This is a genomic window from Burkholderia sp. EMB26, from assembly GCF_024730645.1.
Classification (GTDB): Bacteria; Pseudomonadota; Gammaproteobacteria; order Burkholderiales; family Burkholderiaceae; genus Burkholderia; species Burkholderia cenocepacia.
Genome location: NZ_CP078070.1, coordinates 592,686 through 609,102, shown reverse-complemented (window position 1 = coordinate 609,102; position 16,417 = coordinate 592,686). Strand labels below are relative to the sequence as shown.

The window sequence follows — 16,417 nt, the reverse complement described above, 5'->3', positions numbered from 1 at the left end:
GCAGGCCGCCCGGCTCGACATGCTTCTTGCGACGCGCTGCCCTCATTGCGAAACCGTCTTCCGGCTGCAGCAGGAACAGCTCGCGCTGCATCAGGGGCTCGTGCGCTGCGGGCATTGCCACGAAGTCTTCAACGCCTCCGAATCGCTCGTTCCCGAGTACGCGCAGCAGCCCGAGCCAGCGTTGACCGAACCGGCTGCCGCGCCGAGCGACAGTGAGGCGCAGCCGCAGGCCGTGCCGGCCCGGCTGTTCGCCGCCGACGCACCGCCTTCCGGCCTGCCGACCGGCACCGACTACAAGCCGGAAGGCTGGGACATGTGGGCGCCGTGGCTCGACGCCGGCGTCGATCCGTCGCTGCAGCACAGCGTCGAGACCGTGCGCACCGAGCCGCTGATACCGGTCGCGCTTCCGTCCACGGAAGCCGGCGTCGTTCATCTGTCGGGTACGCCCGCACCGTTCGCGTCCTCGCCGGCCGATCTGGATTCGTCGACTACCGTCGAGCAACCGGCCGAACCGCATTCGCCGCACACGCGGCACGAACCGCATGAACCCGAAGCGGCTGCGCCCGCGCCCGTCGAGCGCGATCCGCGCGAGCCCCGCTTCGTCGCTCGTCCTCCGTCAGAAGCGGACACCGCGGCTGAACCCGCCGAACCTGTCGGTCACGCGCGTTTCGCCGCGCCGGACGACGAACACGCGCCGCGCGAACCGCGTTTTGCGTTCACGCCCGCACCGGCCGTCAGCGAAGCCGAAACCGCATCGGAACCCGATACCTTCACCCGGCACGACACCAGCCCGACCGCGGCAGCGGCCGATGAACCGGCAGCCCGGCCGGCCGCCCAACCGGCCGTCCAACCGGCCGTCCCGTTCCCCGCCGCACTGGCCGATGACGATCGTCCACACTTCGCCGTCACGCGCGAGACCCGCGCGCCGCAGCGACGCGGGATGCTCGGCGGCTTTGTCGGCGGCCTCATCGCGGCCGCGCTGGTCGGGCTGCTCGCCGTGCAACTGGCGTGGTGGCAGCGCGAAACGCTGATGATCTACTGGCCCGTCACGCAAGGCTGGTTCCGGCAGGCCTGCGCGCCGCTCGGCTGCACGGTCACGCCGCCGCGCGCGATCGACGGCCTGCGGCTCGACGCGACCGACCTGCGCCAGCTCGACGGCCCGCGCGAGCTCGAACTGAAGGTGCCGCTGACGAACCGCTACCGCGTCGCGCTCGCGTACCCGTCGCTCGAACTCACGCTGCTCGACGATACCAATCACGTCACCGTGCGCCGCGTGCTCGCGCCGCGCGACTACGTGCGCCCGGGCACGCCGATCGACGCCGGGCTACCGCCCGGCACGACGCAGACGATGGTCGTCCGCCTCGAAACGAACGGCACGCCCGCCTCGAATTTCCGCGTCCAGATCTTCTATCCGTGACGCGCCGCGGCGCGCTTGCGCGCCCGTCTCAACCCGCGCGCCCGAGCGGCGCGCTATTTCGGAGCACGAACATGAGCAAAGTTACGCTGGGTGGCAACCCGATCGATCTCGCCGGCACGTTCCCGGCCGTCGGCGCGCAAGCCGCCGATTTCAAGCTGGTCGGCAAGGACCTCGCCGACCTGTCGCTCGCCAGCTTCGCCGGCAAGCGCAAGGTGCTGAACATCGTGCCGAGCCTCGACACGCCGACCTGCGCGACGTCGACCCGCAAGTTCAACGAAGCCGCGTCGTCGCTCGACAACACCGTGGTGATCGTCGTGTCCGCCGACCTGCCGTTCGCCGCCACGCGCTTCTGCACGACCGAAGGCCTCGCGAACGTCGTGACGGCATCGACGTTCCGCACCGGCCGCGCGTTCGCGAACGCGTACGGCGTCGACGTGACGAGCGGCCCGCTGAACGGCCTGACCGCACGCGCGGTGGTCGTGCTCGACGCGCAGGACAAGGTGATCCACGCGGAACTCGTCGGCGAAATCAAGGACGAGCCGAACTACGATGCAGCGCTCGCCGCACTGAAGTAAGCTTTCTTCCGCTTTCCCCTGCCGCGCCGCGCCCTTCGCGCGGCGTTGTCGCGCAGGGCCCCTCATTTCTACAGGAACGCACACCTTGGCTACGCTGATTTGCGGCTCGATCGCCTACGACTCCATCATGACCTTCGAAGGGCGGTTCCGCGAGCACATCCTGCCCGACCAGGTGCACCTCATCAACCTGAGCTTCCTCGTGCCGACGATGCGCCGCGAATTCGGCGGCTGCGCAGGCAACATCGGGTACGCGCTGCACCTGCTCGGCGGCGATGCGCGCATCATGGGCACGATGGGCGCGCTGGATGCGCAGCCGTATCTCGACCGGCTCGACCAGCTCGGCCTGCGCCGCGACCACGTTCGCGTGCTGCCCGATACGTACACCGCGCAGGCGATGATCACGACCGATCTCGACAACAACCAGATCGCGGCGTTCCACCCGGGCGCGATGATGCAGTCGCACCTGAACCATGCGGGCGACGCGCCGGACATCAAGCTGGCGATCGTCGGCCCGGACGGCTTCGACGGGATGGTCCAGCACGTGGAAGAGCTCGCCAAGGCCGGTGTGCCGTTCGTGTTCGATCCGGGCCAGGGTCTGCCGCTGTTCGACGGTGCGACGCTGCGCCGCAGCATTGAACTTGCGACCTACGTAGCGGTCAACGACTACGAGGCCAAGCTGGTGAGCGACAAGACGGGATGGTCCGAAGATGAAATCGCCAGCCGGGTCGACGCCCTCGTCATCACGCGCGGCGAGCACGGCGCGACCATCCGCCACAAGCAGGGCGCGGAGCAGATTCCGGTCGTACCGGCCGAGCGCATCGCCGATCCGACCGGTTGCGGCGACGCCTTCCGGGGCGGCCTGCTGTACGGCATCGAGCACGGCCTCGACTGGGCAACCACCGGCCGCCTCGCGAGCCTGATGGGCTCGCTCAAGATCGCCCATCAAGGGCCCCAGACTTACGTACTGACGCGCGCCGAAATCGACGCACGCTTCGAGACTGCATTCGGTTACAGTCTCAAATGAATATTGTGGGAGAGCAAAGATGTTGACGAAAAAAACCCTCACGCTCGCGGCCATGCTGACGGCCACGCTGACCCTCGCCGGCTGCTTCACGGCACCCGGCTCGGCGGATGTCTATAGCGTCGGCCAGGCGCAGCGCGAACAGACGGTCCGCATGGGCACGGTCGAAAGCGTCCGCGCGGTGCGCATCCAGTCCGACGGCGGCGGCAGCGCGATCGGCACGCTCGGCGGCGGCGCCCTCGGCGCGGTCGCGGGCAGCGCGATCGGCGGCGGCAAAGGCTCGATCCTGACGGCGATCGCCGGCGGCCTCGTCGGTGCGGTCGCGGGTAACGCAGTCGGCGAAAACCTCAGCACCGCGAACGGTGTCGAAATCACCGTGCGCCTCGACAACGGCGATCTGCGCTCGATCACGCAGGCGGCAAGCGGCGAAGCGTTCCGCGCCGGCGAGCGCGTGCGCCTGCTGTCGAGCGGTGGCGTCACGCGCGTCACGCACTAACCGGCATCCTCAGCACGCGGCGCAAGCCGCGGTCGAACGCATGTGCGAAGCCGCACATGCGTTTTTTTTCGTCCGCGCGCTTTCGTCCACGCACGCGTCGGCCAGCCGATCGATGATCCATGCGGACGAAAAAAATCCCGCCACCTGAGCCAGATGGCGGGATTGATTGAGTAGCGCTACTCAACCCACGGACACCACGTGAGTGCCCGGGTGATGCTGCTCAGCCGCGATTACGGACGGCTGCCGGTCGGGAACGGCCATGCCGCTGCCGGGTTGAGCGCGGTCTTCACGCCCGATGCCGGCGCAACCGATGCGGTCGACGCGGTCGTTGCCGGTGCAGCCTTCTTCACGACGGCCTTCTTCGGAGCAGCAGCCTTCTTCGCCGGTGCGGCAGCCTTCTTCGCAGGGGCAGCCTTCTTGGCGGGCGCAGCCTTCTTCGCTGCAGCCTTCTTCGCAGGCGCGGCCTTCTTCGCTGCAGCCTTCTTCGCCGGCGCGGCCTTCTTCGCAGCAGCCTTCTTCGCCGGTGCGGCCTTCTTCGCAGCAGCCTTCTTCGCCGGTGCGGCCTTCTTCGCAGCAACCTTCTTCACTGCGACTTTCTTGGCGGCAACCTTCTTCGCAGCGGCCTTCTTAGCCGGTGCTGCCTTCTTCGCGGCGACCTTCTTGGCTGCAACCTTCTTCGTTGCGACCTTCTTGGCTGCGACCTTCTTCGCAGCGGCCTTCTTCGCCGGTGCTGCCTTCTTCGCGGCAACCTTCTTCACCGCGACCTTCTTCGCAGCAACCTTCTTCACTGCGGCCTTCTTCGCCGGAGCAGCAGCCTTCTTCGCAACGGTCTTCTTGGCAGCAACTTTCTTAGCAGCCGGTTTCTTCTTGGCAGTAGCCATGTTGTTCTCCTTCAGGTTCAGATGAGAGTCAGTTCAAACTACACCCTTCGTCAAAACCCGCTTCCCGCGGACGCTGTTCAGGACGTGCGCTTCGAAGCGGGCTATTCATCGGCGTACGCAGATACCGCGCGCTTACGCTAATGAATACGGTATGGCGCGCGTGACCACCCGGCCTCGCGCGCCAAATCAAGTCGGTAGCCGGCGCACCTCGCGCCGCTACCCCTAATCGCTTGATCAAGCGGACCGCCACATGGCCGTCCGCTTTTTCCGGAGGGAAGTTTGCCCATCCCACTGAAGGGTTCGCAAAGTGCCTGTCGTATCGTTGGGCCGTTAAGGCACCGGGCATGCTTTGCATCAGGCGTTCTTGCTCCTAAACCTTGGGCCGGGGCCGAGAGGCCACCGGCTGCTCCATCATGTAACGGGTTCGCTGCTGCGGGTTATTCCCAGGACAGCGCGCCCCCCGTCTGATACTCGATCACACGCGTCTCGAAGAAGTTGCGTTCCTTCTTCAGGTCGATCATCTCGCTCATCCACGGGAACGGGTTTTCCTCGTTCGGGAACAGCGGATCGAGGCCGATCTGCTGGCAACGGCGGTTGCTGATGAAGCGCAGATAGCTCTTGAACATCGACGCGTTCAAACCCAGCACGCCGCGCGGCATCGTGTCCTCGGCGTAGCGGTATTCGAGTTCGACAGCCTGCTTGAACAGCTCGCGGATCTCGGCGCGGAATTCCGCGGTCCAGAGATGCGGGTTCTCGAGCTTGATCTGGTTGATCAGGTCGATGCCGAAGTTGCAGTGCATCGACTCGTCGCGCAGGATGTACTGATATTGCTCTGCAGCACCCGTCATCTTGTTCTGGCGGCCGAGTGCGAGAATCTGCGTAAACCCGACATAGAAGAACAGGCCTTCCATGATGCAGGCGAACACGATCAGCGACTTCAGCAGCTTCTGATCCGCCTCGAGCGTGCCGGTCTTGAAGGCCGGGTCCGTCAGCGTATGAATGAACGGGATCAGGAATTCGTCCTTCGCGCGGATCGACGTGACCTCGTGATACGCGTTGAAGATCTCGCCTTCGTCGAGGCCGAGCGATTCGACGATGTATTGGTACGCGTGCGTGTGGATCGCTTCCTCGAACGCCTGGCGCAGCAGGAACTGCCGGCACTCGGGCGCCGTGATGTGGCGGTACGTGCCGAGCACGATGTTGTTCGCGGCGAGCGAGTCGGCCGTCACGAAGAAGCCGAGGTTGCGCTTCACGATGCGGCGCTCGTCCTCGGTCAGACCGTTCGGGTCCTTCCACAGTGCGATGTCGCGGGACATGTTGATTTCCTGCGGCATCCAGTGGTTCGCACAACCGGCCAGATACTTTTCCCACGCCCACTTGTACTTGAACGGCACCAGCTGATTGACGTCAGTCTGGCCGTTGATGATGCGCTTGTCGGCGACATTGACCCGCGCTTCCGTACCACCGGCGGGAACAGCCGATGCTTGCGGCGGCACCGCAAGATCGCCTTCGAAAATGTCACGGACCTGATGGGCGGCAGGCGTTGCAGCCTGCATTCCGACAGCCATCCCGGCGGAGGTGCGCATCGCGTTTTGCTGCGCTCCGCTCGCGGGGGTTACGGCAGTCTTCTCGTCATCCCAGTTGAGCATAAATTCTCACCATCAATTTAGAACGGTTTGTACCATCTTTTCCTGAGCGATAAAAGGGTTCGCTCACGAAAAATCCTTTTTTCGATTCGCGTTGCGACCTCGATACAACACTTTGAGCAACGCATCGTCGTTCATGCAGCGCGCGATGTGAGTCGCGCTTGTATCGCGAGGTGCGCTCGACGCATCGAACGCTGATCGAAACGCGACGCCGTCGGGGCTGTTTCGATCGCTTGTCACTGCCTGCAACGCAGGTGTCGCGTTACAGATTCCTTATCATTTTTTTAGTTGAGAGCGGCGCACACTGCAACCTCGATCGGTCGTCGTGTGCGCCGCGCAGGCCTGCTTCTCAGGTCAGGCGCACTGCGTTACTGGCACGCTTCGCATTCGTCGAAGCCGGGATCGCCCGGACGCATCGTGCACACCGGACCGTCCGCTTCGACCGGCGCGAGTGCCGGCGCCGCGTTGATCGCGCCCGACGATGCATCGCCGCCTGCCGCACCGAAACCGCCCGCCGCGCCTTGCGCGCCGCCGCTGCCCGAGCCGCCGCTGCCTGCACCGCCCGTCGGCACTGCGTTCAGCGCGCCGTGTGCGACCGTCGACTTCTCGACGTGCGTCGCCGCCATCGTGCGGAGGTAGTAGGTCGTCTTCAGGCCGCGCAGCCATGCGAGCTTGTAGACCTCGTCGAGCTTCTTGCCCGACGCGCCGCCCATGTAGATGTTCAGCGACTGCGCCTGGTCGATCCACTTCTGGCGACGCGACGCCGCTTCGACCAGCCACGTCGGGTCGACCTCGAACGCGGTCGCGTAGATCGCGCGCAGGTCGGCCGGGATGCGGTCGATGCGCGACAGCATGCCGTCGAAGTACTTCAGGTCGGCGACCATCACCTCGTCCCACAGGCCGCGTTCCTTCAGGTCGCGGACGAGATACTCGTTCACCACCGTGAATTCGCCCGACAGGTTCGACTTCACGTACAGGTTCTGGAAGGTCGGCTCGATACAGGCCGACACGCCGATGATGTTCGAGATCGTCGCCGTCGGCGCGATCGCGACGCAGTTCGAGTTGCGCATGCCGTGCGCGGCGATCCGCGAACGCAGCGCCGTCCAGTCGAGCGATTCCGACGTGTCGACCTCGACGTAGCCGCCGCGCGCTTCCGTCAGCAGCTTCAGCGTGTCCTGCGGGAGGATGCCGCGATCCCACAGCGAACCGCGGTAGCTCGAGTAGCGGCCGCGCTCTTCGGCCAGCTCGGTCGACGCGTAGTACGCGTAGTAGCAGACGGCTTCCATCGAACGGTCCGCGAACTCGACCGCCGCTTCCGACGCGTACGGCGTGCGCAGCAGGTGCAGGCAGTCCTGGAAGCCCATGATGCCCATGCCGACCGGGCGGTGCTTCAGGTTCGAGTTACGCGCCTTCGGCACCGCGTAGTAGTTGATGTCGATCACGTTGTCGAGCATGCGCATCGCGACGCTGATCGTGCGCTTCAGCTTGTCGTGGTCGAGCGCGTAGCTGCCGTCGGCCTGCTTCACCAGGTGGGCGACGAGGTTCACCGAGCCGAGGTTGCACACCGCGATTTCGGTGTCGCTCGTGTTCAGCGTGATTTCCGTGCACAGGTTCGACGAGTGGACGACGCCGACGTGCTGCTGCGGCGAGCGCACGTTGCACGGATCCTTGAACGTGATCCACGGGTGGCCCGTCTCGAACAGCATGCCGAGCATCTTGCGCCAGAGCTGCTGCGCCGGGATCTTCTTGAACAGCTTGATCTCGCCGCGCGCGACCTTGTCTTCGTAAGCCGTGTAAGCCTTCTCGAAATCGGCGCCGAACTTGTCGTGCAGGTCCGGGCAGGTCGACGGCGAGAACAGCGTCCAGTCGGCGCCTTCCATCACGCGCTTCATGAACAGGTCGGGAATCCAGTTCGCCGTGTTCATGTCGTGCGTACGGCGACGGTCGTCACCGGTGTTCTTGCGCAGCTCCAGGAACTCCTCGATGTCGAGGTGCCACGATTCCAGGTACGCGCAGACCGCGCCCTTGCGCTTGCCGCCCTGGTTCACCGCGACGGCCGTGTCGTTCACGACCTTCAGGAACGGGACCACGCCTTGCGACTTGCCGTTCGTGCCCTTGATATGCGAGCCGAGTGCGCGCACGCGCGTCCAGTCGTTGCCGAGACCGCCCGCGAACTTCGACAGCAGCGCGTTCTCCTTCAGCGCTTCATAGATGCCGTCGAGATCGTCCGCGACCGTCGTCAGGTAGCACGACGACAGCTGCGAGCGGTGCGTGCCCGAGTTGAACAGCGTCGGCGTCGAGCTCATGAAGTCGAAGCTCGACAGCACGTTGTAGAACTCGATCGCGCGCGTTTCGCGGTCGATCTCGTTCAGCGACAGGCCCATCGCGACGCGCATGAAGAATGCCTGCGGCATTTCGATGCGGGTGCCGTCGACGTGCAGGAAGTAGCGGTCGTACAGCGTCTGCAGGCCGAGGTAGCCGAACTGCAGGTCGCGGTTCGCGTCGAGGGCTTCGCCGAGGCGCTTCAGGTCGAACTGCAGCAGCTTGTCGTCGAGCAGGCCGGCGTCGACGCCGCGCTTCAGGAACTGCGGGAAGTATTCGGCGTAGCGGGTCGACATCTCGGCCTGCACGACTTCCTCGCCGAGGATCTCGCGGCGGATCGTGTGCAGCAGGATGCGGGCCGTGACCTGGCTGTATGCCGGATCCTTTTCGATCATCGTGCGCGCCGCGAGGATCGCCGAGTCGTAGACCTGGCTCATCGGCACGCCGTCGTACAGGTTCTTCACCGTCTCCGCGACGATCGGGTCAGGGTTAACCGCAGCGCCGAGGCCGTCGCACGCCGACACGATCAGCGCGCGCAGCGCGTTCAGGTCGAGCGGGCGCGTGACGCCGTTGTCGACGACGTTGATGCCGGTGGTCGACTCGCCGCCCGCGGCCGCCGCTTCCTCGCCCGCATGCTGGCGCTCGAGGTGACGCTTCTCGCGATACAGCACGTACGCACGCGCGACGTTGTGCTCGCCGCCGCGCATCAGCGCGAGTTCGACCTGGTCCTGGATGTCTTCGATATGGAACGTACCGCCGTTCGGGCGGCTGCGCACGAGCGCGCGAACGACGTTGTGCGTCAGTTGTTCGACCTGCTCGCGTACGCGCGCCGATGCCGCGCCCTGCCCGCCATTGACGGCCAGGAAAGCCTTGGTCACCGCGATCGCGATCTTCGAGGGTTCGAACGACACCACGCTGCCATTGCGGCGGATCACCTTGTAGTCGGCGAACGTGGCCTGCGGCGCGAGCGCCTTCGCGCCCTGTTCGGTCCCGCCGAGCGGACGGCTCGAGGCGCTCTCGTACTGGGACGTCGCGTTGTCGGTGGTTTGCATGTGCAAAGCTCCTGGTGTTGGATGGTGCGGAGAGAACCGCGGATTAAAACGAACGCTGCGCAATGCGGTGCGCGAGCGGTAAGAGGCGAGCGATGCGCCGGGGAAGCCGGTTCGGTCGATGCGCGACAACCAAACCGGTCGTGTGCTTCGTCATGTATACCCTGCCCCGTCGATGTTCGCTGCGCTGATCGCGACGCCCGGACCGCCCGGCCTGACGCGCCGCCCTGAGAACCCTGTCCGCCAGCGTGGCCGCCGGCCGGTGCCGCTCGGGTTTTCCCCTGCGACACACACTATATCTAGTACAGAACTGCTCAACTGGCACCAAGTATAGTGGACATTCGGAGGACGTCCAAACGGATAATTTGCGATAGAGGTCTTGACATCGCTCACGCGCAGACACGGCAAGGCATTGGTCGGAGAAAAAACTTTCTCCGCTCAAAAAACCCCGCGATCAGTGCTGACGGAAAGGAAAGTATTCGGCGGAAAAACCGGCATCGCTCGCGAAGCGTTGCCAATCGAAATGCGGGCCCGGGTCGGTCTTGCGGCCCGGTGCGACGTCCGAATGCCCGGCGAACGCGTCGACCGGGTAGCGCGCGGCGAGCGCGCGGGAGAGCGCGGCGAGCACCGCGTATTGCGCCTCGTCGAACGGCACGTCGTCCGCGCCCTCGAGCTCGATGCCGATCGAGAAGTCGTTGCAGCGCGTGCGGCCGAAGAACTCGGACGCGCCCGCGTGCCACGCGCGCTCGTCGCACGACACGAACTGCACGAGCTCGCCGCCGCGGCGGATCAGGAAATGGGCGGACACGCGCACGCCGCGCAGGTGGCTCTGGTAATAGGGGTGCGCATCGCAGTCGAGGCGATTCAGGAACAGCGCCTCGATCGCGTCGCCGCCGAATTCGCCGGGCGGCAGGCTGATGTTGTGGACGACCACGAGCGTCGGCACCGCACCCGCGGGCCGCATCTCGAAGTTCGGCGACGGCGCATGGCGCGCTTCGCGCACCCAGCCGTTCGCGTCGACCGACAACGCCGGCGCGTCGCTCATCGCGCGTCGCGGCCGTTCACGCGCGCGGCGTGGCGCTGCGCATGCTCGACGCTGCAGAAGTATTCGCCGCTCGCGGCCACGGCGTCGCCCTTCGGCGCATGCACGCCGCATTCGGCGCAGCGCACCATCGGTTCCGGCAGCGACCGCGCGTCGCCGCTCGGGCGCGCCGCGCCGGCGCCAGCACCGGGCGCACCGTCGTAACCGGCGCCGCGGCCGGCGCGCGCCTGCGCCTGTTCCTGCGCGTGGCGCAGCTTGCGCGCGAGCCACGAACCCGCGAAGAAGAGAAGGATCAGGAGAAGAATCTGTCGCATCGGAAACCTGCGGTCAAACCACGGAGCGGTGCAGCAGCACCTCGAAAACGAACCGGCTGCCGACATACGCGAGCAGCAGCGCGGCGAACGACACGAGCACCCAGCGCGCGGCGCCGCGGCCGCGCCAGCCCGACGTCTTGCGGGCAACCAGCAGGCCGCCGAACATCAGCCACGACAGGATCGCGAACACCGTCTTGTGGTCGAGCCGCAACATGCGCGCGTCGACCTGCTCGCTGAACAGGATGCCCGACGCGAGTGTCAGCGTCAGCAGCACGAAGCCGGCGCCGATCAGGCGGAACAGCAGCTTCTCGAGCGTGAGCAGCGGCGGCAGCGTTTCGAGCCAGCTCGCGATCCAGCCCGTCGAGCCGTCGCGCCCACCGCTTCTCAGCGACTGCAGGCGACGCTCGACCATCAGCATCAGGATCGCGTGCAGCGCGGCGATCGCGAACAGCCCGTAGGCGATGTTCGCGATCAGGAAATGCAGCTTGAACAGCGGCGCTGCGGCATAAGGAAGCACCCGCACGCCGCCGAACACGAGCGGCAGCAGCGACGCGCCGCACGCGAGCGGCAGCACCAGCAGGCGCAGGCTGTCGAGCGGGAAGAAGAAGCTCTCGATCCAGTAGATGCCGGCGCCGAGCCAGAACATCGCCGACAGCGCGAACGCGAAGCCGAACACCATCGCGTCGTTCGGAAAGATCGTCATGTGGAGCAGCACGCCGTGCGCGACCAGCGCGGCGAACAGCAGCGCGCGGCCGGCCCCGCTCATCCCGGACGCGGCGGACGCCGGAACCGGCACGGCCGGCACGCTCGCGACGAGCGGCGTCGCGCCCTGGCGGTGCGAGCGCCAGCCTGCGACGGCGAGGCCGCCGTACAGGAATGCGGTGAGGGCATACAGTACAATATCCATGTTCGAAGTTTACACTAGGCCCCCTTCCCGCGACGGCTCCCTTTGTTCGGTTCCGCCGCGCCTTCGGGCCCCACTGTCCATCGCTCCCCATGCTCGACAATCTCACTCAACGGATGGCGCGCGTCGTCAAGACGCTGCGCGGCGAGGCCCGGCTCACCGAGGCGAACACGCAGGAGATGCTCCGCGAGGTGCGTCTCGCGCTGCTGGAAGCCGACGTGTCGCTGCCGGTCGTTCGCGAATTCATCGCCAAGGTCAAGGAAAAGGCGCTCGGCGAAGAAGTGATCAGCAGCCTGTCGCCGGGCCAGGCGCTCGTCGGCGTGGTCCAGAAGGAACTGACCGCCGTGATCGGCGGCGACTACGAAGGCAAGGCCGCCGAGCTGAACCTCGCGGTCACGCCACCCGCCGTGATCCTGATGGCCGGCCTGCAGGGCGCGGGCAAGACCACGACCGTCGGCAAGCTCGCGAAGCTGCTGCGCGAGAAGTACAAGAAGAAGGTGCTGACCGTGTCGTGCGACGTGTATCGCCCGGCTGCGATCATGCAGCTGAAAACGGTGACCGAGCAGGTCGGCGCCGACTTCTTCCCGTCCACGCCGGACCAGAAGCCCGTCGACATCGCGCTCGCCGCCGTCGACTGGGCGAAGCGCCACTACCATGACGTGCTGCTCGTCGACACGGCCGGCCGCCTCGGCATCGACGAGGCGATGATGCAGGAAATCGCCGCGCTGCACGGCACGCTGAAGCCGGCCGAAACGCTGTTCGTCGTCGACGCGATGCTCGGCCAGGACGCGGTCAACACCGCGAAGGCGTTCAACGACACGCTGCCGCTCACCGGCGTCGTGCTGACCAAGCTCGACGGCGACTCGCGCGGCGGCGCCGCGCTGTCGGTGCGTCACGTCACGGGCAAGCCGATCAAGTTCGTCGGCGTCGCCGAGAAGCTCGACGGCCTCGAGGTGTTCCACCCCGACCGGATGGCGAACCGGATCCTCGGCATGGGCGACATCCTCGCGCTCGTCGAGGAGGCGCAGCGCGGCGTCGATGTCCAGGCCGCGCAGAAGCTCGCCGACAAGGTCAAGAAAGGCGGCGATTTCGACCTGAACGATTTCCGCGCGCAGATCTCGCAGATGAAGAACATGGGCGGCCTGTCGTCGCTGATGGATAAGCTCCCCGCGCAGTTCCAGCAGGCGGCGGCCGGCGCCGACATGGGCCAGGCCGAGAAGTCGATCCGCCGGATGGAAGGGATCATCAGCTCGATGACGCCCGCCGAGCGCGCTAAACCCGAAATCATCAAGGCGACGCGCAAGCGCCGCATTGCAGCCGGCGCGGGCGTGCCGGTGCAGGAAGTCAACCGGATGCTGAACCAGTACGACCAGATGCGTACGATGATGAAGAAGCTGAAGGGCGGCAACATGCAGAAGATGATGCGCGGCCTGAAGGGCATGATGCCCGGCATGCGCTGATTTCGCCCGTCGGCCGGCGCGCGGGTTTTTGCCGTAGCGCGCGCCTGCCGTTCTGCTTCATTCTTATTTGTATACCGACTGCCCGCCAGAACACATGAACCGCGAAGAAGCCCTCCACATTTTCGACCACTCCGAAGAGATCGTCTCGGCCGACGCCGTCAACGCGTCGATCTCGAAGATGGCCGACGCGATCCGCGCCGAGATCGGCGACGCGTTCCCGCTCGTTCTCTCGGTGATGGGCGGCGCCGCGGTGTTTACCGGGATGCTGCTGCCGCATCTCGATTTCCCGCTCGAATTCGACTACATCCACCTGACCCGCTACCGCAACACGACGCAGGGCAGCCCGGAGATGCACTGGCGCGTCGCGCCGCGCGAATCGGTGAAGGACCGCATCGTGCTCGTACTCGACGACATCCTCGACGAAGGCGAGACGATGGCCGCGATCCGCGACCGCATCCTCGACATGGGCGCGCAGCGTTTCATGTCGGCCGTGCTGTGCGAGAAGACGCTCGCGAAGGCGAAACCGCTGCACCCGGACTTCTGCGGCTTCTCGGTGCCGGACCGCTACGTGTTCGGCTGCGGGATGGACGCGAAGGGCTACTGGCGCAACCTGCCGACGATCCGCGCGCTGACCGCGAACGTCTGATCGCCGCCCTGCTCGCCATATAAACAGAAAGCGGCGCGCCGGTTTCCCGGCGCGCCGCTTTTTTTCGTCGACCGCCCGCCCGCGCTACGGCTGCAACTGGTGCACGAACGCGCGAATGCCCGCGAGCAGCATCTCGACCGAGATCGCGACGAGCACGAGGCCCATCAGCCGCTCGAACGCCGCGACGGTCCGTTCGCCGAGCCACGCCTGAATCCTTTCGGCCAGCACCAGCGTGATCGCGCAGACGATCATCGTGACCGTCAGCGCGCCGACCCACTCGAACATCTTGCCCGGCGCCTGCGACGTCAGCAGCATCACCGTCGCGAGCGCGGACGGCCCGGCCAGCGCCGGAATCGCGAGCGGCACGATGAACGGCTCGCCGCCCGCGCGCGGATCGCTGCCGAGCGCGCCGTCCGGATGCGGGAAGATCATCCGCAGCGCGATCAGGAACAGCACGATCCCGCCGCCGAGCCGCAGCGACAGGTCGGTGAGGCTCATCATCCGCAGGAAGCGGTCGCCGACCACCATGAAGAACAGCAGGATCACGAACGCGATCCCCACTTCACGCAGGATCAGCTTCACGCGCCGCTCGCGCGGCACATCCCGCATCGCCGAAATGAACAGCGGGATGTTGCCGAGCGGATCCGTGATCAGCACGAGGAGCACGGTGGCCGACAGGAACGTGTATTCCATCGTGTCCCCCGGTCGCCGCGCTTAGTGCGCGAGCGCGGCGCGGATCTTCTCGGCGACCGTCGCCGCGGCCGTGTCGGCCGGCAGCAGCGTCGCTTCGGCATCGCGGCGGCCCTGGTACTCGATCTTGCCTTCCTTCAGGCCGCGCTCGCCGATCACCAGACGATGCGGCACACCGATCAGTTCCCAGTCGGCGAACATCACGCCCGGGCGCTCGCCGCGATCGTCGAGGATCACGTCGATGCCGGCCGCGACGAGTTCCGCGTACAGCTTGTCGGCCGTCTCGCGCACCAGGTCGCTGCGGTCATAGCCCATCGGGCACAGCACGACCTCGAACGGCGCGATCGACTCCGGCCAGATGATGCCGCGGTCGTCGAAGTTCTGTTCGATCGCCGCGCCGAGAATACGCGTGATGCCGACGCCGTAGCAGCCCATCAGCATCGGCTGCGGCTTGCCCGACTCGTCGAGGAACGTCGCGCCCATCGCTTCCGAGTACTTGGTGCCGAGCTGGAACACGTGGCCGACTTCGATGCCGCGGCAGATGTCGATCACGCCCTTGCCGTCCGGCGACGGATCGCCCTTCTTCACGTTGCGCACGTCGGCGACGTCCGGCTCCGGCAGGTCGCGGCCCCAGTTCACGCCGGCGATGTGATAGTCGACCTCGTTCGCACCGACGACGAAGTCGCTCATGTTCGCGACCGTGCGGTCGGCGATCACCTTCACCGGCTTCTTCGTGCCGACCGGGCCGAGATAGCCCGGCGGCGTGCCGAACCACTCGACGATTTCCTGTTCGGTCGCGAAGCGGTGGTTCTTCAGGCCCGGCAGCTTCGACACCTTGATCTCGTTCAGGTCGTGGTCGCCGCGCAGCATCACGAGCCAGATGGTCGGCTCGGCGCCTTCGTTGTCGGTCGCGAGCACGATCGACTTGATCGTGCGCTCGAGCGGGATCGACAGCAGTTCGGCGACGGCCTCGCACTTCGCCTTGCCGGGCGTCGCGACCTTTTCCATCGCTTCGGCGGGCGCCGCGCGCTCGGCAATCAGCGGCAGCGCTTCGGCCGCCTCGACGTTCGCCGCGAACTCGGACGTCGGGCAGTACGCGATCGCGTCCTCGCCGGTGTCGGCGATCACGTGGAACTCGTGCGAGAAGTTGCCGCCGATCGAGCCGCTGTCGGCCGCGACCGCGCGAAACTCGAGGCCGAGGCGCGAGAAAATGCGCACGTACGCGTCGTACATCTTGCGGTACGACTCGTTCAGGCCGGCCGCATCCTTGTCGAACGAATACGCGTCCTTCATGATGAATTCGCGGCCGCGCATCACGCCGAAGCGCGGGCGGATCTCGTCGCGGAACTTCGTCTGGATCTGGTAGAAGTTCACCGGCATCTGCCGGTAGCTCTTGATCTGGTTGCGCGCGATGTCGGTGACGACTTCCTCGTGCGTCGGCCCGATCACGAAATCGTTGTCCTTGCGGTCCTTGAAGCGCAGCAGCTCGGGGCCGTACTGCTCCCAGCGGCCCGACTCCTGCCACAGCTCGGCCGGTTGCACGGCCGGCATCAGCAGCTCGATGGCGCCCGCCCGGTTCATTTCCTCGCGCACGATCGCCTCGACCTTGCGAATCGAACGCAGGCCGACCGGCAGGTAGTTGTAGATGCCGCCGGCGACGCGACGGATCATGCCGGCGCGGACCATCAGCTTGTGGCTGACGATCTCTGCGTCGGCGGGTGCCTCTTTCAGGGTGCCGATAAAGAAACGGGAAGCTTTCATGCGGACGGTTCCAAAAACGGCGCCCCCAGGCGGGGCGCCCGAAAAAGTTTCAAGGTGAAAAAGCTGCGCGCGGCGAACAACGAGGGACGACGATGGCGCAGACGACGTAGCAGACTAATCAGGGACAATTCAGCCGGCGTACCCCGCGCGGATTCGCTCCGTCACGGTGCGCAGCGCCCGTTATCTGTTTATA

15 protein-coding genes are annotated in these 16,417 nt (G+C 66.1%); 6 read left to right on the top strand and 9 right to left on the bottom strand.

Going from position 1 to position 16,417, the window contains the following annotated elements; all coding sequences use genetic code 11:
• The first annotated feature begins 19 nt into the window (after window positions 1-19).
• The 4 genes from KU887_RS02945 to KU887_RS02930 all read left to right on the top strand — a co-directional run bounded on the left by KU887_RS02945 (window position 20) and on the right by KU887_RS02930 (window position 3,509).
• Window positions 20-1,417, top strand: coding sequence for a DUF3426 domain-containing protein (locus tag KU887_RS02945; protein WP_258254442.1), 1,398 nt, complete (start codon window positions 20-22; stop codon window positions 1,415-1,417).
• A 71-nt stretch (window positions 1,418-1,488) separates the two neighbouring features.
• Window positions 1,489-1,992, top strand: a complete 504-nt coding sequence (tpx, locus tag KU887_RS02940) for a thiol peroxidase (protein WP_006476975.1) — start codon at window positions 1,489-1,491, stop codon at window positions 1,990-1,992.
• 85 nt (window positions 1,993-2,077) lie between these two features.
• Window positions 2,078-3,016 carry a carbohydrate kinase family protein gene (locus KU887_RS02935; RefSeq protein WP_006490717.1) on the top strand — a complete coding sequence of 313 codons (939 nt, stop codon included), beginning with the start codon at window positions 2,078-2,080 and terminating at the stop codon, window positions 3,014-3,016.
• A gap of 19 nt (window positions 3,017-3,035) precedes the next feature.
• A complete protein-coding gene (locus tag KU887_RS02930; RefSeq protein ID WP_006476977.1) occupies window positions 3,036-3,509 on the top strand; it encodes a glycine zipper 2TM domain-containing protein in 474 nt (157 codons plus the stop codon).
• 230 nt (window positions 3,510-3,739) lie between these two features.
• Here KU887_RS02930 and KU887_RS02925 read toward each other — a convergent pair whose 3' ends face one another.
• The 7 genes from KU887_RS02925 to KU887_RS02895 form a co-directional block, all read right to left on the bottom strand.
• A complete protein-coding gene (locus KU887_RS02925) occupies window positions 3,740-4,390 on the bottom strand; it encodes a histone H1-like DNA-binding protein (protein WP_006490719.1) in 651 nt (216 codons plus the stop codon).
• Window positions 4,391-4,418: 28 nt separating this feature from the next.
• Complete coding sequence (locus tag KU887_RS02920; protein ID WP_077021886.1) at window positions 4,419-4,745, bottom strand: hypothetical protein; 327 nt, start codon at window positions 4,743-4,745, stop codon at window positions 4,419-4,421.
• Window positions 4,746-4,827: 82 nt separating this feature from the next.
• Window positions 4,828-6,039, bottom strand: a complete 1,212-nt coding sequence (locus KU887_RS02915) for a ribonucleotide-diphosphate reductase subunit beta (protein WP_006476978.1) — start codon at window positions 6,037-6,039, stop codon at window positions 4,828-4,830.
• A 365-nt stretch (window positions 6,040-6,404) separates the two neighbouring features.
• Window positions 6,405-9,410, bottom strand: coding sequence for a ribonucleoside-diphosphate reductase subunit alpha (locus KU887_RS02910; RefSeq protein WP_058901239.1), 3,006 nt, complete (start codon window positions 9,408-9,410; stop codon window positions 6,405-6,407).
• A 451-nt stretch (window positions 9,411-9,861) separates the two neighbouring features.
• Window positions 9,862-10,452 carry a 1,6-anhydro-N-acetylmuramyl-L-alanine amidase AmpD gene (gene ampD, locus KU887_RS02905; RefSeq protein WP_006490721.1) on the bottom strand — a complete coding sequence of 197 codons (591 nt, stop codon included), beginning with the start codon at window positions 10,450-10,452 and terminating at the stop codon, window positions 9,862-9,864.
• Window positions 10,449-10,763, bottom strand: coding sequence for a PP0621 family protein (locus KU887_RS02900; protein ID WP_006491491.1), 315 nt, complete (start codon window positions 10,761-10,763; stop codon window positions 10,449-10,451). The genes ampD and KU887_RS02900 overlap by 4 nt, the downstream gene beginning before the upstream one ends.
• A 13-nt stretch (window positions 10,764-10,776) precedes the next feature.
• A complete protein-coding gene (locus tag KU887_RS02895; RefSeq protein WP_006489256.1) occupies window positions 10,777-11,670 on the bottom strand; it encodes an inner membrane protein YpjD in 894 nt (297 codons plus the stop codon).
• A gap of 89 nt (window positions 11,671-11,759) precedes the next feature.
• On the opposite strand from KU887_RS02895, the gene ffh reads away from it, so the two are divergent.
• Both ffh and KU887_RS02885 read left to right on the top strand, forming a co-directional pair.
• Window positions 11,760-13,127: a signal recognition particle protein gene (gene ffh, locus KU887_RS02890; RefSeq protein WP_006476982.1), complete on the top strand. Its 1,368-nt coding sequence runs from the start codon at window positions 11,760-11,762 to the stop codon at window positions 13,125-13,127.
• A gap of 94 nt (window positions 13,128-13,221) precedes the next feature.
• Complete coding sequence (locus KU887_RS02885) at window positions 13,222-13,773, top strand: hypoxanthine-guanine phosphoribosyltransferase (RefSeq protein WP_006489240.1); 552 nt, start codon at window positions 13,222-13,224, stop codon at window positions 13,771-13,773.
• An 84-nt stretch (window positions 13,774-13,857) separates the two neighbouring features.
• On the opposite strand, the gene KU887_RS02880 is transcribed toward KU887_RS02885, so the two are convergent.
• Complete coding sequence (locus tag KU887_RS02880) at window positions 13,858-14,466, bottom strand: MarC family protein (protein WP_006496761.1); 609 nt, start codon at window positions 14,464-14,466, stop codon at window positions 13,858-13,860.
• A gap of 21 nt (window positions 14,467-14,487) precedes the next feature.
• Window positions 14,488-16,224 (bottom strand): proline--tRNA ligase, encoded by a 1,737-nt coding sequence (locus KU887_RS02875; protein ID WP_006489236.1) that lies wholly within the window; start codon window positions 16,222-16,224, stop codon window positions 14,488-14,490.
• Between the last annotated feature and the right edge of the window lie 193 nt (window positions 16,225-16,417).

Coding starts and splice junctions, on each gene's coding strand:
- KU887_RS02945 (WP_258254442.1), top strand. CDS start 20: ATGCTTCTTGCGACGCGCTGCCCTCATTGCGAAACCGTCTTCCGGCTG.
- tpx (WP_006476975.1), top strand. CDS start 1,489: ATGAGCAAAGTTACGCTGGGTGGCAACCCGATCGATCTCGCCGGCACG.
- KU887_RS02930 (WP_006476977.1), top strand. CDS start 3,036: ATGTTGACGAAAAAAACCCTCACGCTCGCGGCCATGCTGACGGCCACG.
- KU887_RS02925 (WP_006490719.1), bottom strand. CDS start 4,390: ATGGCTACTGCCAAGAAGAAACCGGCTGCTAAGAAAGTTGCTGCCAAG.
- KU887_RS02920 (WP_077021886.1), bottom strand. CDS start 4,745: ATGCAAAGCATGCCCGGTGCCTTAACGGCCCAACGATACGACAGGCAC.
- KU887_RS02915 (WP_006476978.1), bottom strand. CDS start 6,039: ATGCTCAACTGGGATGACGAGAAGACTGCCGTAACCCCCGCGAGCGGA.
- KU887_RS02910 (WP_058901239.1), bottom strand. CDS start 9,410: ATGCAAACCACCGACAACGCGACGTCCCAGTACGAGAGCGCCTCGAGC.
- ampD (WP_006490721.1), bottom strand. CDS start 10,452: ATGAGCGACGCGCCGGCGTTGTCGGTCGACGCGAACGGCTGGGTGCGC.
- KU887_RS02900 (WP_006491491.1), bottom strand. CDS start 10,763: ATGCGACAGATTCTTCTCCTGATCCTTCTCTTCTTCGCGGGTTCGTGG.
- KU887_RS02895 (WP_006489256.1), bottom strand. CDS start 11,670: ATGGATATTGTACTGTATGCCCTCACCGCATTCCTGTACGGCGGCCTC.
- ffh (WP_006476982.1), top strand. CDS start 11,760: ATGCTCGACAATCTCACTCAACGGATGGCGCGCGTCGTCAAGACGCTG.
- KU887_RS02885 (WP_006489240.1), top strand. CDS start 13,222: ATGAACCGCGAAGAAGCCCTCCACATTTTCGACCACTCCGAAGAGATC.
- KU887_RS02880 (WP_006496761.1), bottom strand. CDS start 14,466: ATGGAATACACGTTCCTGTCGGCCACCGTGCTCCTCGTGCTGATCACG.
- KU887_RS02875 (WP_006489236.1), bottom strand. CDS start 16,224: ATGAAAGCTTCCCGTTTCTTTATCGGCACCCTGAAAGAGGCACCCGCC.